Source organism: Stenotrophomonas sp. C-A (assembly GCF_054030835.1).
In genome coordinates this window covers 1,622,407-1,636,305 of the sequence record NZ_CM132916.1, presented here as the reverse complement: position 1 = coordinate 1,636,305, position 13,899 = coordinate 1,622,407, and the positions used below count along the sequence as shown (strand labels likewise).

Annotated in this window: 15 protein-coding genes; 5 read left to right on the top strand and 10 right to left on the bottom strand. The window is 66.6% G+C overall.

All coding sequences use genetic code 11. The features are described from left to right. The first annotated feature begins 40 nt into the window (after positions 1–40). Positions 41–391, top strand: coding sequence for a DUF3301 domain-containing protein (locus ACW5IY_RS07715; RefSeq protein WP_049436544.1), 351 nt, complete (start codon positions 41–43; stop codon positions 389–391). Between the two features lie 104 nt (positions 392–495). Here the strand turns inward: ACW5IY_RS07715 and ACW5IY_RS07710 are convergent, their stop codons facing one another. From ACW5IY_RS07710 to ACW5IY_RS07680, 7 genes are all read right to left on the bottom strand, one after another. Further along, complete coding sequence (locus ACW5IY_RS07710) at positions 496–948, bottom strand: ClpXP protease specificity-enhancing factor (protein ID WP_005412806.1); 453 nt, start codon at positions 946–948, stop codon at positions 496–498. Positions 949–1,032: 84 nt separating this feature from the next. Then, entirely contained in the window at positions 1,033–1,668 is a 636-nt protein-coding gene (locus tag ACW5IY_RS07705; RefSeq protein ID WP_005408842.1) for a glutathione S-transferase N-terminal domain-containing protein, read from the bottom strand. Between the two features lie 134 nt (positions 1,669–1,802). Beyond that, on the bottom strand, positions 1,803–2,552 hold the full coding sequence (locus ACW5IY_RS07700; protein ID WP_049436543.1) for a cytochrome c1: 750 nt from the start codon (positions 2,550–2,552) through the stop codon (positions 1,803–1,805). After that, complete coding sequence (locus ACW5IY_RS07695; RefSeq protein ID WP_008266017.1) at positions 2,545–3,804, bottom strand: cytochrome b; 1,260 nt, start codon at positions 3,802–3,804, stop codon at positions 2,545–2,547. The genes ACW5IY_RS07700 and ACW5IY_RS07695 overlap by 8 nt, the downstream gene beginning before the upstream one ends. Beyond that, a complete protein-coding gene (gene petA / locus ACW5IY_RS07690) occupies positions 3,804–4,424 on the bottom strand; it encodes a ubiquinol-cytochrome c reductase iron-sulfur subunit (protein ID WP_010486121.1) in 621 nt (206 codons plus the stop codon). The genes ACW5IY_RS07695 and petA overlap by 1 nt, the downstream gene beginning before the upstream one ends. A 201-nt stretch (positions 4,425–4,625) precedes the next feature. Beyond that, entirely contained in the window at positions 4,626–5,540 is a 915-nt protein-coding gene (locus tag ACW5IY_RS07685; RefSeq protein WP_049436542.1) for a lytic transglycosylase domain-containing protein, read from the bottom strand. Between the two features lie 46 nt (positions 5,541–5,586). Continuing rightward, positions 5,587–6,555, bottom strand: a complete 969-nt coding sequence (locus ACW5IY_RS07680; protein WP_049436541.1) for a helix-turn-helix transcriptional regulator — start codon at positions 6,553–6,555, stop codon at positions 5,587–5,589. Positions 6,556–6,635: 80 nt separating this feature from the next. Here ACW5IY_RS07680 and ACW5IY_RS07675 point away from each other — a divergent pair, with 80 nt between their 5' ends. Together ACW5IY_RS07675 and miaB are read left to right on the top strand one after the other, a co-directional pair. Further along, positions 6,636–7,256 (top strand): glutathione S-transferase family protein, encoded by a 621-nt coding sequence (locus ACW5IY_RS07675; RefSeq protein ID WP_049436540.1) that lies wholly within the window; start codon positions 6,636–6,638, stop codon positions 7,254–7,256. A 152-nt stretch (positions 7,257–7,408) separates the two neighbouring features. After that, on the top strand, positions 7,409–8,827 hold the full coding sequence (gene miaB / locus ACW5IY_RS07670; protein WP_049435924.1) for a tRNA (N6-isopentenyl adenosine(37)-C2)-methylthiotransferase MiaB: 1,419 nt from the start codon (positions 7,409–7,411) through the stop codon (positions 8,825–8,827). 79 nt (positions 8,828–8,906) lie between these two features. Here miaB and ACW5IY_RS07665 read toward each other — a convergent pair whose 3' ends face one another. Genes ACW5IY_RS07665 through ACW5IY_RS07655 form a run of 3 tightly spaced genes read right to left on the bottom strand, consistent with a single transcriptional unit; the run spans position 8,907 to position 11,916 of the window. Beyond that, a complete protein-coding gene (locus tag ACW5IY_RS07665; RefSeq protein ID WP_049436539.1) occupies positions 8,907–10,019 on the bottom strand; it encodes an ABC transporter permease in 1,113 nt (370 codons plus the stop codon). After that, positions 10,016–10,939 carry an ABC transporter ATP-binding protein gene (locus ACW5IY_RS07660; protein ID WP_010486131.1) on the bottom strand — a complete coding sequence of 308 codons (924 nt, stop codon included), beginning with the start codon at positions 10,937–10,939 and terminating at the stop codon, positions 10,016–10,018. The genes ACW5IY_RS07665 and ACW5IY_RS07660 overlap by 4 nt, the downstream gene beginning before the upstream one ends. Before the next feature lie 20 nt (positions 10,940–10,959). Next, positions 10,960–11,916: an HlyD family secretion protein gene (locus tag ACW5IY_RS07655; protein WP_457327121.1), complete on the bottom strand. Its 957-nt coding sequence runs from the start codon at positions 11,914–11,916 to the stop codon at positions 10,960–10,962. A gap of 482 nt (positions 11,917–12,398) precedes the next feature. Here ACW5IY_RS07655 and ACW5IY_RS07650 point away from each other — a divergent pair, with 482 nt between their 5' ends. Further along, entirely contained in the window at positions 12,399–13,385 is a 987-nt protein-coding gene (locus ACW5IY_RS07650) for a PhoH family protein (protein ID WP_019337148.1), read from the top strand. Beyond that, the gene (gene ybeY / locus ACW5IY_RS07645; protein ID WP_005408831.1) at positions 13,382–13,867 is read left to right on the top strand and encodes an rRNA maturation RNase YbeY; all 486 of its coding nucleotides are present in this window, start codon (positions 13,382–13,384) and stop codon (positions 13,865–13,867) included. The genes ACW5IY_RS07650 and ybeY overlap by 4 nt, the downstream gene beginning before the upstream one ends. Positions 13,868–13,899 lie beyond the last annotated feature (32 nt).

Below are 13,899 nucleotides of genomic sequence, written 5' to 3'. Positions count from 1 at the left end.
GCCGCCATCTTTGCGGGATCGACCTCTGACGGCTGACGCCATGCCCACCCTGCTGCTGTTGCTGATTGCCGGCGGAATCATCTATTTCTTCTGGAATGCCGCACGTTCGGCCGCCGAGCGCGCGGTCGAACTGGGGCGCAATGCCTGCCGCGCCGCCGATGTGCAGTGGTTGGACCAGGCGGTGCACGCCACCGGCCTGCGCCTGTCGCGCGGCGAGGATGGCCGGCTCGGTTTCGAGCGCACCTTCAAGTTCGAGTACTCCTACGATGGCATCGATCGCCACGTGGGCCGCATGGTCCTGCGCGGCGACCAGCTGATCTCATTCACTGGCCCGGGCGCAGCGCGGATCAGCCAGATCCGGCCGGATGTGGATGATGCCGAGGATGTGTAAGGACTGAAGGTGTGCCGACCAACGGTCGGCACCCACACAATCCCGGCACCCGCCGATAAATCCTGCAAAGGAAAACGCCGCCCATCGGGGCGGCGTCGGAAACATTACTTGACCACGCGCAGGTTCGGGCGCCCCTTCGGCGGCGGACTGGCCGGCGGCGTATCGTCCGGCGGCGTGCCTTCCTCGTGCAGCAGCTCGTCGCTGGTCGGCGCGGTTTCGTTGCCCGGAATGTCATCCGGCAATGCCATGCCCTGCCCGGTCTCGCGGGCGTAGACGGCCAGCACGGCGCTGATCGGTACCTGCACCGGGTAGCTGGTGCCGGAGAAGCGCGCCGAGAAGCTCACCATCTCGTTGTCGATCATCAGCCGCACGACGGCACGTTCGGCGATGTTGAGCACGACCCGGCCATCCTTGACCGCCGAAGGCGGGACCTGCACGCCGGGAACGCCGGCGTCGACCAGGATGTGCGGGGTCAGCTGGTTGTCGTTGATCCATTCCACCAGCGCCCGCAGCAGGTACGGGCGGTGGCTGGTCATGTGGAAGAAGTCTTCGGTCATGCGTGAAGTGTACGCGCCCGGCGCCCTGCCGGGGCGGATCGCCTGCACGCCGGTCGGCGTGCAGACGGGTAACGCATGCCCGGATCAGACCGGCAGATCGCGCAGCTTCTTTTCCTGATCGGTCAGGCTGCGGACGAAACCGGGATGGCGGAAGATGCGGTTGCCGTAGTCTTCGATCGCCTTGCCGTCCTTCGGCAGCGGTACGTCCAGCGACTGCAGGCGCCAGATGATCGGCGCCATCGCGCAGTCGGCCAGGCTCATTTCCGGGTTGAGGAAGAACTTGCTGGCCTTGAACAGCGGCAGCGAGGCGGTCAGCAACTCCTTCAGGCGCTTGCGGCCGGCCTCGGCCTGGGTCTTGTTGCCCAGCTGGATGGCCTGCACCTGCGGCACCCAGTCGTGCTCGATGCGCAGCATGGCCAGACGGATGCGCGCACGCGAGAGCGGATCGACCGGCATCAGCGGCGGATGCGGGTAGCGCTCGTCCAGGTATTCGCTGACCACCGACGCGGCGTAAAGCACCAGTTCGCGTTCGACCAGCGTCGGCACCGAGTGGTACGGATTGAGGTCGATCAGGTCTTCAGGCGGGTTCTGTGGATCGACCGGAACGAAGTCGAAGGTCACACCCTTGGCCGCCAGGACCAGGCGTACACGGTGGCACAGTACATCGTCGTTCGAGGAAAACAGCGTCAGTGTATTGCGCATGCGTACGCTCGCCGCCATCAAAGGCTCTCCCACGACAGGAGACCGCCTGCCGCATCGGCGCCGCCGGCACCGTGCCAGCGATCGACTCCTCCCCGAGTGTGCAACCGACCATCACAAAAGCCAATAGGCCCGTGCGATGGCCGGCGGCAGAATCAGTGAACGTCCTTCCAGTATTCCTTCTTCAGCAGGTACAGCAGGAAAGTCAGCAGGGCCAGGAACAGGATCACCCACACGCCCAGCTGCTGGCGCTTGAGCGCGGCCGGTTCACCGGCATATTCGAGGAAGTTGGTGATGTCCCGCACGGCCTGGTCGTACTGCCCGGCATCGACCGAACCCGGCGTTTCAATCTTCAGGCCGGTCACCGGCGGATCCATGCCCGGCGCCTCCGGCTTGCCATGCACGGCATGCTGCAGGCCCTGCATTTCCCACAGCGGGTTGGGCATGGAGGCATTGGCGAACAGCGCGTTGTTCCAGCCCAGCGGCCGGCTGCTGTCCAGGTAGAACGACTTGAGATAGGTGTAGACCCAGTCGCTGCCCCGCACGCGCGAGATCAGGCTGAGGTCCGGCGGCATCTTGCCGAACCACTTCTCGGCATTCTCCTTGGGCATCGCCACCGGGATCGGATCGCCGATCGCCGAGCCGGTGAAGTTGAGGTTGTTCATCACCTCTTCCTCGGTCAGGCCCAGGTCCTGCGCCATCCGCGAATAGCGCAGGTACTTCAGCGCATGGCAGCCGGAGCAGTAGTTCATGTACAGCTGCGCGCCGCGCTGCAGCGAGGCACGGTCACCCAGGTCGTTGCCGGCCTGCAGCAGCTTGGTGCCGCCTTCGGCGGCGGAGGCCAGGAAACTGCCCAGCATCAGGGTGGCCATCAGGGCCAGCCGGACCATCCAGCGCTCAGTCATGGGTGGTCACCCTCTCCGGTACCGGCTTGGTCTTGTCCAACCTTGTCCATAGCGGCATGGTGATGAAGAACGCGAAGTACAGGAAGGTCAGCACCCGCCCGATGTAGGTCTCGTGCACGTCGGTGCCAGGGCCGGAACCAATCACGCCCAGCCACACGAAGCACACCGCCAGCACACCCAGCATCACCTTCGAGATCCAGCCGCGGTAGCGCACCGACTTCACCCTGGCCTTGTCCAGCCACGGCACAAGGAACAGGATCGCAATGGCCGAGAACATCACCAGCACGCCACCCAGCTTGTTGGGCACCACGCGCAACATCGCGTAGTAAGGCGTGTAGTACCAGACCGGCTTGATGTGCTCCGGGGTCACCAGGCGGTTGGCCTCGGTGAAGTTGTCGTGCTCCAGGAACAGGCCACCGAAACCGGGTGCGAAGAAGATGATGAAGGCGGCGATGATCAGCAGGAAGCCGGCGCCGACGCCATCCTTGAGCGTGTAGTACGGGTGGAACGGAATGCCGTCGGCCGGCGCGTTCGGCGACCAGCGGTTGCCCTTGGGCCCCTTCTTGATCTCCACGCCGTCCGGGTTGTTGGACCCCACTTCGTGCAGTGCACCCAGGTGCAGCACCACCAGCAACAGCAGCACCAGCGGCAGGGCGATGACGTGCAGGGCGAAGAAGCGGTTGAGCGTGGCGTCACTGGGCAGGTAGTCGCCCATGATCCATTCGGTCAGGCCGTTGCCGATCACCGGTATCGCGCCGAACAGCGAGATGATCACCTTGGCGCCCCAGAACGACATCTGGCCCCACGGCAGCACGTAGCCCATGAAGGCTTCGGCCATCAGCACCAGGTAGATCAGCATGCCCAGGATCCACACCAGCTCGCGCGGCTTCTGGTAGCTGCCGTACAGCAGGCCACGGAACATGTGCAGGTAGACCACGATGAAGAACAGCGAGGCACCGGTGGAGTGCATGTAGCGGATCAGCCAGCCCCACTCCACATCACGCATGATGTATTCGATGGAGCCGAACGCCTCGGCGGCGTTGGTCTTGTAGTGCATCGTCAGGAAGATGCCGGTGACGATCTGGTTGACCAGCACCAGCAACGCCAGCGAACCGAAGTAGTACCAGATGTTGAAGTTCTTCGGCGCGTAGTACTCGCTGACGTGCTTGCGGTACACCGGCATCAGGCCGGGCGCGCGGGCATTGACCCAGTCGGCCACGCCGCTGGCGGTACGGGCGAGGATATTGGCCATCAGGCAGCCCCCTGCGGATCGACACCGATGATGATGGTGTTGTCGTCCTGGTAGTGGTGCGCGGGCACCTTCAGGTTGATCGGCGCCGGCACGTCCTTGAAGACGCGGCCGGACATGTCGAAGCGCGACTTGTGGCAGGGGCAGAAGTAGCCGCCCTTCCACTGCGGGTCGTAGGGCTCAGGCCGGATCTCGGCGACCATTTCCGGCGAGCAGCCCAGGTGCGTGCACAGGCCGACCAGCACGGAGATGTCCGGCTTGATCGAGCGCAGCTCGGGGTTCTGCTTCAGCACGTACTCCGGCTGCTGGTCCTTCTCGCCGGACTCGGGGTCCTTGAGACGACCGTCCAGCCCGTGCAGCGCATCGAGGATCGCCTTGGACCGCTTGACGATCCAGATCGGCTGGCCACGCCATTCCACGATCAGGCGTTGGCCTTCCTGCAGGGCGCTGATGTCGGCCACCACCGGTGCGCCGGCAAGCTTGGCGCGGGCACTGGGGTTCCAGGATTTGATGAAAGGAACTGCGGTGAATCCGACGCCGACGGCGCCCACCACGGCTGTGGTGGCAGAAAGAAAACGCCGACGTCCGGTGTTGACTGGATCGTGTACCCCATCGTTGGCCATCCGGCACTCCGATATTGATTAGGTAGCTTTAAGGCTGCCAGCGGATCCGGTGGGGGCCAGAGCCGCATTGAATCACGGTCGAGTGTAGCGGAACCGTCGCGCGCCACACAACGCTCTTTGCAAGGAGTGCCGACTAACAGTCGGCACCTACCTGTTCAACGGTGTGCCGACTAACAGTCGGCACCCACCAGTCTGCGGTACCTACTGGTGACTCAGGGCACTGCGGTAACGCTCGGCCAGCTGCCCGACCCGGCGCACGTAGTACTGGGTTTCGCTGTAGGGCGGTACGCCGCCATGGCGGTCGACCGCGCCTTCGCCAGCGTTGTAGCCGGCTGCGGCAAGGGTCAGGTCGCCATTGAAGCGCTTCAGCAACCACGCAAGATACTGCACGCCGCCGCGGATGTTCTGCCCGGCATCGTAGGAGTCACTGACCCCGAAGCGCGCGGCGGTTGGCGGCATCAGCTGCATCAGGCCCTGCGCACCGGCACGGCTGAGCGCGGTCGGGTTGTAGGCCGACTCGGCATGGATGATGGCCCGCACCACCGCCTCTTCCACGCCGAACTCGCGTGCGGCCGAGGTGATCTCGGTCTGGAAGGCCGAGGTGTTCAGGCGCACGCTGCCGAAGTCCACGCGTGGATTGACCCCGCACGCGTAGCAACGCTCCATGAAGCTGTAGCGGATGGTCCGCACTGGGCCGAGGTTGGCGACCTGGGTCGGGCGCGCACTCGTGTAGTGGCGCACGCCGTCCTTCATGAAGGAATAGACCTGGCCGCTGACCATGCGCCCGGCGCGCGAGGCGACCGGCTGTGCCGGCGCGGCTGCAGGCGCAGGCGCGAGCGTTGCCGGCGTGGCGGCGCTGGCGGCAACGGCAACCGGGTTGCGTTCGATGCTGGCCACCGTGGTCGGCGCGGGCCTGGGCGCGGCCACCACCGGGCGCGGTGCCGGACGGGTGTCGCGGCTGTAGCTGATGGTGCTGCAGCGCGCACCCGCCACCCGCTTGCTCACATAACTGGTGACGCCGTCAGGGCCCTGGCACTTGTACAGGGTGCCGGCGCTGGCCGGCGCAGCGGTCAGCGCAGCGATGATGATCGCCGTTGTCCCCAGTATCCCCTTCATGGCGGCGAGTGTCCCAGCTTCGCCGGAGCTTGCCAAGCGATGTGGCTCAGCCTGTGACCGGCGGCACAGCCAGCACCTGGCCCAGCCCGGCCAGGCGCTGGGCCAGTTCGTCGCGCAGGCCCGGCGGCGTGGTCCACAGCGCCACCGGCACGCGGTCCAGGCTGAGGATCTGCGCCAGCATCATGCCGCGGCTCTCGGCCCCCATGCGCAGCAGGCAGTGCTCGGCGCCATCCGCCTCCAGCACCCCGCACCAGGGCGGAATGCGGCCTTCCAGTTCGGCGCGGCTGCCGGCCAGGCGGACGATGGCCTGCAGCGCGAACGGGGCCTGGCTGACCGCCTGCCGCACCATCACGTCCGGCGGCGCCGGGGTGCGCCGGTGCATGCCCGGCTCGGAGCACTCACGTACCGCGCCCATCCGGTCCACGCGCAGGGTGCGCCAGTCCTGCCGGCCCAGATCCCAGGCCAGCAGGTACCAGCGCCGGCCGTAATTGACCAGGTGCTGCGCCTCGACTTCGCGCTGGGTAACAGCCTCCTGCGCGCTGCGGTATTCAAAGGCCAGCCGTGACGCCTGCCGGCAGTACTGGGCCAGCCGTCCGAGCAGGCGTGCGTCGGTGGACGGAAGATCGGACAGGGTGGCCGTCGCTGCATGCACCTCGCCGGCCTGCTGGCGGCGACGGGTCGGCACCAGCGGGTCGAGCTTGGACAGCAGACCACGCGCGGTGTCGTCGATGCCGGCGACGGTGGCCGAGGCGGCGCGCAGGGCGATGGCCAGGGTGGTTGCCTCCTCCTCATCCAGCAGCATCGGCAGTACCGGTGCCCCGGCCCCCAGCTGATAGCCGCCCCCTACCCCGGCCGAGGCCTGCACCGGGTAGCCCAGCTCGCGCAGGCGCTCGATATCGCGGCGGATGCTGCGTCGGTCCACGCCCATGCGCTCGGCGAGCTCGGCCCCAGACCACTGGCGGCGGGCCTGCAACAGAGCGATCAGGCGCAGCAGTCGGTGGGCGGTATGGCGCATGAAGGATCGAGGACAGAAGTCGTCCGCAATAGTGCCCCAGGATGGCCTCCAGTTCACCACCCACCGCAAGGAGCAATGCCATGAATTCACGCCAGATCACCCTGTACCACGCCGCCCGTTCCCGCTCGAGCGGCGCCGTGGCCCTGCTCGAAGCGCTGGGTGCCGACTACCGCATGCAGGTGCTGGACCTGAAGGCCGGCGCCAACCTGGCCCCGGCCTATCTGGCCATCAACCCGATGGGCAAGGTGCCGGCCATCGTCCACAACGGCGCACTGGTAACTGAACAGGTGGCCATTTATCTGTACCTGGCCGACCTGTATCCGGAAGCCGGGCTGGCCCCGCCGATCGGCGACGCCCTGCGCGGGCCCTACCTGCGCTGGATGGCCTTCTATGGCGCCTGTTTCGAGCCGGCGATGATCGACAAGGCGATGCATCGTGAACCGCCGCCGCGCCTGATGTCGCCCTACAACGACGCCGAGACGGTGCTGCAGGTGATCGAGGCCCAGCTGGCGCAGGGCCCGTACCTGCTCGGCGAGACCATGAGCGCCGCCGACGTGCTGTGGGGCAATGCGCTGGCCTGGACCACCGCCTTCGGCCTGGTACAGCCGGCGCCGGCAACGGCCGACTACATCGCCCGGATGAGCGCGATGACCGCCTTCGACCGGTCGCGGCGGATCGATGCGGAGCTGGTGGCGGCGTAATCAGCGCCCGCCTTGCACAAGACAGCCGAGCGTGGGCTCGGCTCTACAGTGATGACCACGCCGGGCTTGGGCTTGGCCGCATGAACGCGGCGGCTGGCGCGGGATGCCGGTAGAATTGCCCGCTTTCCCGCCACCCGAATGGATTAAGCGCCATGACCGGGACGCCAGACGTCTTTCCGCCCGCCACGCCGGGCGGTACCCCGCTCGTTGCCCTGCCCGCTGGTCCGCGCAAGCCCGACCAGGTCAAGGGCAAGCTGTACATCAAGACCCACGGTTGCCAGATGAACGAGTACGACTCAGCCAAGATGGCCGACGTGCTTGCCGCCAGCGATGGCCTGGAACTGACCGACAGCCCGGACGACGCCGACGTCATCCTGGTCAACACCTGCTCCATCCGCGAGAAGGCGCAGGAGAAGGTGTTCAGCCAGCTCGGCGTGTGGAAGGGCCTGAAGAACAAGGGCCGTGAGGTCATCATCGGCGTGGGCGGCTGCGTTGCCTCGCAGGAAGGCGAAGCGATCATCAAGCGCGCACCGTTCGTCGACCTGGTGTTCGGGCCGCAGACCCTGCACCGCCTGCCGGAGCTGATCCGCGCCCGTCGCGAGCAGAAGCGCCCGCAGGTGGACATCAGCTTCCCCGAGATCGAGAAGTTCGACCGCCTGCCGGAACCGCGCGCCGAGGGCGCTTCGGCGTTCGTGTCGATCATGGAAGGCTGCTCGAAGTACTGCTCGTTCTGCGTGGTGCCCTACACCCGCGGCACCGAAGTCAGCCGCCCGTTCGAGGACGTGGTGGTGGAAGTGGCGCAGCTGGCCGCGCAGGGCGTGCGCGAGATCAACCTGCTCGGCCAGAACGTCAACGCCTACCGTGGGCCTTATGGGGATGGCGAATTCGCCGACCTCGGCCTGCTGATCCGCACCATCGCCGAGATCGATGGCGTCGGCCGCATCCGCTTCACCACCTCGCACCCGCTGGAGTTCAGCGATTCGCTGATCGATGCATTCCGCGACGTGCCGCAGCTGGCCAACTTCCTGCACCTGCCGGTGCAGGCCGGCAGCGACCGCGTGTTGTCGGCGATGAAGCGCGGCTACACCGCACTGGAATTCAAGTCGAAGATCCGCAAGCTGCGCGCGGTGCGCCCGGACATCTCGATCAGCTCGGACTTCATCGTCGGCTTCCCCGGCGAGACCGATGCCGATTTCGAGAAGACCATGAAGCTGATCGAAGACATCGGCTTCGACCACAGCTTCTCCTTCATCTATTCGCGCCGCCCGGGCACGCCAGCGGCCGACCTGGAGGACACGATCAGCGATGCGGAGAAGCACGCGCGCCTGTCGCGCCTGCAGGAGCGCATCAATGCGCACGCGGCCAGCATCTCCGAGAAGATGGTCGGCACGGTGCAGACCGTGCTGGTGGAAGGTCCGTCGCGCAAGAATCCGAACGAGCTGACCGGCAAGACCGAGAATATGCGTTCGGTGAACTTCCCGGCGCCGGCGCGGCTGATCGGCCAGTTCGTGGATGTGGTGATCACCGAAGCGCTGACCAATTCGCTGCGCGCGCGGGTGGTGGCGGAGTAAGGTCTGGGTGTGCCGACCAACGGTCGGCACCCACCGGAAATGATGCCGGCCAGCGGCCGGCACTACCGAATGACAGGCCTTAATCCAATCGCTTGCGGAAACGCAGGATCGCCAGCGTCATCATCACCACGATGAAGGCCAGCAGCGCCAGCGCGTCGTGCCACAGCTCCCACAGCGAGGCGCCGCGCAGCATGATGCCGCGCACCAGCCGCAGGAAGTGGGTCAGCGGCAGCACTTCGGCCAGCCATTGCACCGGCCGCGGCATGCCAGCGAACGGGAACATGAAGCCCGACAGCAGGATCGACGGCAGGAACAGGAACAGCGTCATCTGCATCGCCTGGAACTGCGAGCGCGCGCGCGTAGAGATCAACAGGCCCAGCGCCAGGTTGGCCAGCACCAGCAGCACGGCGGCCAGATAGATATCGAGCAGGCTGCCGCGGATCGGCACCTGGAACAGCCAGGTGCCCAGCACCAGCACCAGCGTGGTCTGCAGCAGGCCAATCGCTGCATAAGGCAGCACCTTGCCCACCATCAGTTCGCTGCGCGACACCGGCGTTGCGATCAGCAGTTCCATGTTGCCGCGCTCGCGTTCGCGCACCACCGCCACGGCCGTGAACATCACCAGGGTCATGGTCAGGATCACCCCGATCAGTCCCGGCACGATGTTCACCGCCGAGCGCCGCTGCGGGTTGTAGAAGCTGGTCACGCTGACCTGTCCACTGGCGATGCTGCCCTCGCGCAGGGGACGCGTGTTGCTGGTCGGACGCGTATCCAGCGGCACCTGCGCCAGCTGGATCGCTGCGCTCTGCACCACGGTGTCGCTGCCATCGACCAGCACCTGCACCGCTTCGCGACCGTCAAAGCGGCGACGCTCGAAGTCGGCCGGCACCACGATGCCGACACTGATCTCGCCACGGCGCAGCGCCTGCATCAGCTGGTCCGGGCTGTAGGCTTCGCTGCGCGGGGTGATCACGCCGGTGGCCATCATGTCCTGCACCAGCGCGCGCGAGGCGGCGCTGTTGGCCTGGTCGGCGACACCGGCATCAAGGTGGCGCAGGTTGAGGTTGATCGCATACCCGAACAGCAGCAGCTGCATCACCGGAATACCGACGATCATCGCCAGGGTGATGCGGTCGCGCCGTAGCTGCCGCAGTTCCTTGAGCATGATCGCCCACAGCCGGCGCAGGTTCATTCCGCCGGCTCCCGGCCACGACCACGGGTGGCGGCCACGAACACGTCTTCCAGGTTCGGTGCCACCTTCTCGATGCTGGCCTGCGGGTCAGCACTGGCCAGCGCACGGCCCAGCACTGCGATGTCCGCCGCTCCCTCATTGCACAGCACGCGCAGATGGGTGCCGATCTGCGCCACGCTGAGCACGCCGGGCAGATCGGCCAGTGCGCGGCTGGCCAGGCGCGGCTGCGACGCGGTGACCTGCAGCGTGCGCCCTTCCAACCGTGCGCACAGTTCAGCCGGTGTGCCATCGGCCACCAGCGCACCACGATCGAGGATCGCCAACCGATGGCAGCGCTCGGCTTCGTCCATGTAGTGGGTCGATACCAGCACGGTGGTACCGGCGTCGGCAAGTTCAAACAGGGCCTCCCAGAAATCGCGGCGTGATTCCGGGTCGACCGCGCTGGTCGGCTCGTCCAGGAACAACAGCTCGGGCGCATGCACGACGGCGCCGGCCAGCGCCAAGCGCTGCTTCTGGCCACCACTGAGGGTGCCAGCCAGCTGCGGCTGCCTGTCCAGAAGACGATACTGCTGCAGCAGCTCGTCGACCCGCTGCCGGGCCTGCGCGCGTGGCAGGTCCTGGATGGCGGCGAGGAATTCCAGGTTCTCGCGCACCGAAAGATCTTCATACAACGAGAAGCGCTGAGTCATGTAGCCGATGCGCCGGCGCAGTGCTTCGGCCTGCTCGGGAACCGCCAGGCCCAGCACCTCGATCTGCCCGGCACTCGGTTCCAGCAGGCCGCACAGCATGCGGATGGTGGTCGACTTGCCCGACCCGTTCGGCCCCAGGAAGCCATAGACCTGGCCACGCGGCACGGTCAGGTCGACATTGTCCACGGCCAGCAGATCGCCGAAGCGGCGGGTCAAGCCCTGCGCATGCACCGCGATGTCCGCACCGGTGCTCAGAAGCGCACCTGTACCGGAAGACCCGCTGGCAGCTTCTGCATGTCGCTGTTCCCGTCCACTTCGATCTCGGCCAGATAGCTCAGGCGCTCGACGTCATCACCGGTCAGTGCGTAGTACGGCGTGAACGACGGCTCGCTGCGGATCGCACGCACGTGCCCCGTCAGCACCATGCTGCCTCCCTCCAGCTGTATCTGCGCGCCCTGTCCGACCTTGACCTGCAGGCGCAGCGGCTGCGGCAGGTAGACGCGTGCATAGGGGCGCTCGCCGACCAGGATCACCGCCAGCGGCGCGCCGACCGGCGCCTGGTCCCCCTGCCGGTAAGGCAAGGCATCGACCACGCCGTCGCGCGGTGCGCGCAGCTGCAGTTTCTGCAGGTTGAGGCTCTGCACCACCTGCTGTGCCTGTGCGGCATCCGCGGCCGCCTGGCCCTGGGCGATATCCTGCACACGGCTGCCGTGCACCCGCTCCAGCCAGGCCTGCTCGGCAGCACGCGCGCTGGCCTCGGCATTGCCTGCGGCCGCGCGTGCGCGGTCCAGCTCGGCGGCGGCGATCAGGCGCTGGCGTGCCAGCGGTTGCACCCGGCGGTAGTACGCGCTGGCTTCGGCGGCCTGCGCACGCAAGGCGGCCAGCTGCGCCTGGGCCTGCGCGATCTGCTCCTGCCTCGGGCCGATCTTCAGTTCCTCCAGCTGTGCCTGCGCGCGCACCGTGTCGGCCTGCGCTGCGGCAAACTGCGCGTCGCCACGGGCCGGGTCGAGCTGCATCAGCACGGTGCCGGCCTTGACCTGTTGGCCCTCTCGCACATCCACCGTAGCGATCACCTCGGCCGCCGGTGCTGGCACCGTAATGCGGTCCCACTCCAGCGTTCCCAAGGCGGTTGGCGTTGCCTGGCCACACCCCGCCAGCAGGCCGATGCCCGCCAGTCCGATTCCACGCACCCCGTTGCCGATGCCCATGCCATCCCCTCCTGCGATGGCGCGACGGTGCCATGCGCCCCGTGCACCCACAATGATTGCAATCCGCCATGGCGTTTTTTTCACCGCCTGCCGCGGAGCCTTTTGCCGCAAGGCTCCGCACCACCTATCCACAGGTTGATTCGGCATCATTCCACAACCGCTGTGGAAATCCGCCAGGACGTGGCTTTGTTGCTCGCCCGGCAACGAAACCTGCACTGCCATCACGATGAATGCCCCCGTGCAGGCCACCTGTGGCAGTGCTGCCGCAGCGACGAACGGCCATGACGCTTTTTTCACCAGGACCTCATGGGCCTTGTGGCACAAGCATTGCAAAGGTCTATCCACAGGTTTCCGCGCGCCCCGTCCACACCGGGTGTGGAAAACGCTGTATCGACCGTCTGCTGGCCGTGTGCCCCGCACGCGCGCTACCCTTGTCCTCCCTGAATACACTGCGGTGGAAGGCGTCCGCCCCACCCCAAGCAATGAAAAGCATCGATCATCGAGACTTCACCCTGTCGCCGGAAGACAACGAGCGACTGGCCAACCTGTGCGGCCCCTTCGACGGGCACCTGCGCCAGATCGAGCTGAAGCTCGGCGTGGAGATCGCAAATCGTGGCTTCGTGTTCCGCATCAGCGGGCCGAACGAAGCCATCGTCGAGGCGCAGAAACTGGTTGAAGCGCTGTACGCCGAAGCCGGCGAAACCACCTTCGACAACCACGCCATCCACCTGCGCCTGGCGCAGGCCAACGTCGAGCAGATCGCCGAACGCTCCTACGAAGCGCAGGAGGTGGCGATCAAGGTCAAGCGCGGTACGGTGCGCGGTCGCGGTGCCAACCAGGGCCGCTACCTGCACCAGATCGCCACGCATGACATCAACTTCGGCATCGGTCCGGCCGGTACCGGCAAGACCTTCCTGGCCGTGGCCAGCGCGGTCGAAGCACTGAACGAATCGCGGGTGCAGCGCCTGATCCTGGTGCGCCCGGCGGTGGAGGCCGGCGAGAAGCTGGGCTTCCTGCCCGGCGACCTGAGCCAGAAGGTCGACCCCTACCTGCGACCGCTGTACGACGCCCTGTACGAGATGATGGGCGTGGAGAAGGTGGTCAAGCTGCTGGAGAAGAACGTCATCGAGATCGCACCGCTGGCCTACATGCGCGGCCGCACGCTCAACGATGCGTTCGTGATCCTGGACGAAGCACAGAACACCACCATCGAGCAGATGAAGATGTTCCTGACCCGCCTGGGTTACGGCTCCACTGCGGTGGTCACCGGTGACCTGACCCAGACCGACCTGCCCAAGCATGTGAAGTCCGGCCTGCGCGACGCCATCGACGTGCTGCGTGAGGTCGAGGGGGTCAGCTTCACCTTCTTCGAATCCCGTGACGTGGTCCGCCACCCGCTGGTCGCACGCATCGTCAGCGCCTACGACCGCCGCGACCTGCATCAGATCCAACCTGGAGCAACTCCATGACCCGTGGTCCCGTGCGACTGGACGTCGCCGTCAGTTATGCCCTGCCACGTGCCGGCCTGCCGGCGGCAGTCAGCTTCCGCAAGTGGGTGGCCGCCGCGTTGAAGGGCCGCATCCGCGAGGCCGATCTGGCCATCCGCGTGGTCGATGCCAAGGAAGGACAGTCATTGAACCGCCACTACCGCGGCAAGGACTACGCCACCAACGTGCTCAGCTTCCCGGCCGAAGTACCCGAAGGCCTGCCCAAGGGCGTCAAGTTCCCGCTGCTGGGTGACCTGGTGATCTGCGCGCCGGTGGTGGCCCGCGAGGCCGACGAGCAGGGCAAGGCGCTCAACGCCCACTACGCGCACCTGACCGTGCACGGCGTGCTGCACCTGCTCGGCTGGGACCACGAGGACGACAAGGAAGCCGAGGCGATGGAACAGCTGGAACGCGAGATCCTGGCCGAGCTGGGCATCGACGACCCGTACGCGGGCGAGCGCTGACACCGGGCTCTGTTCCGAGCCCACGCACTCAC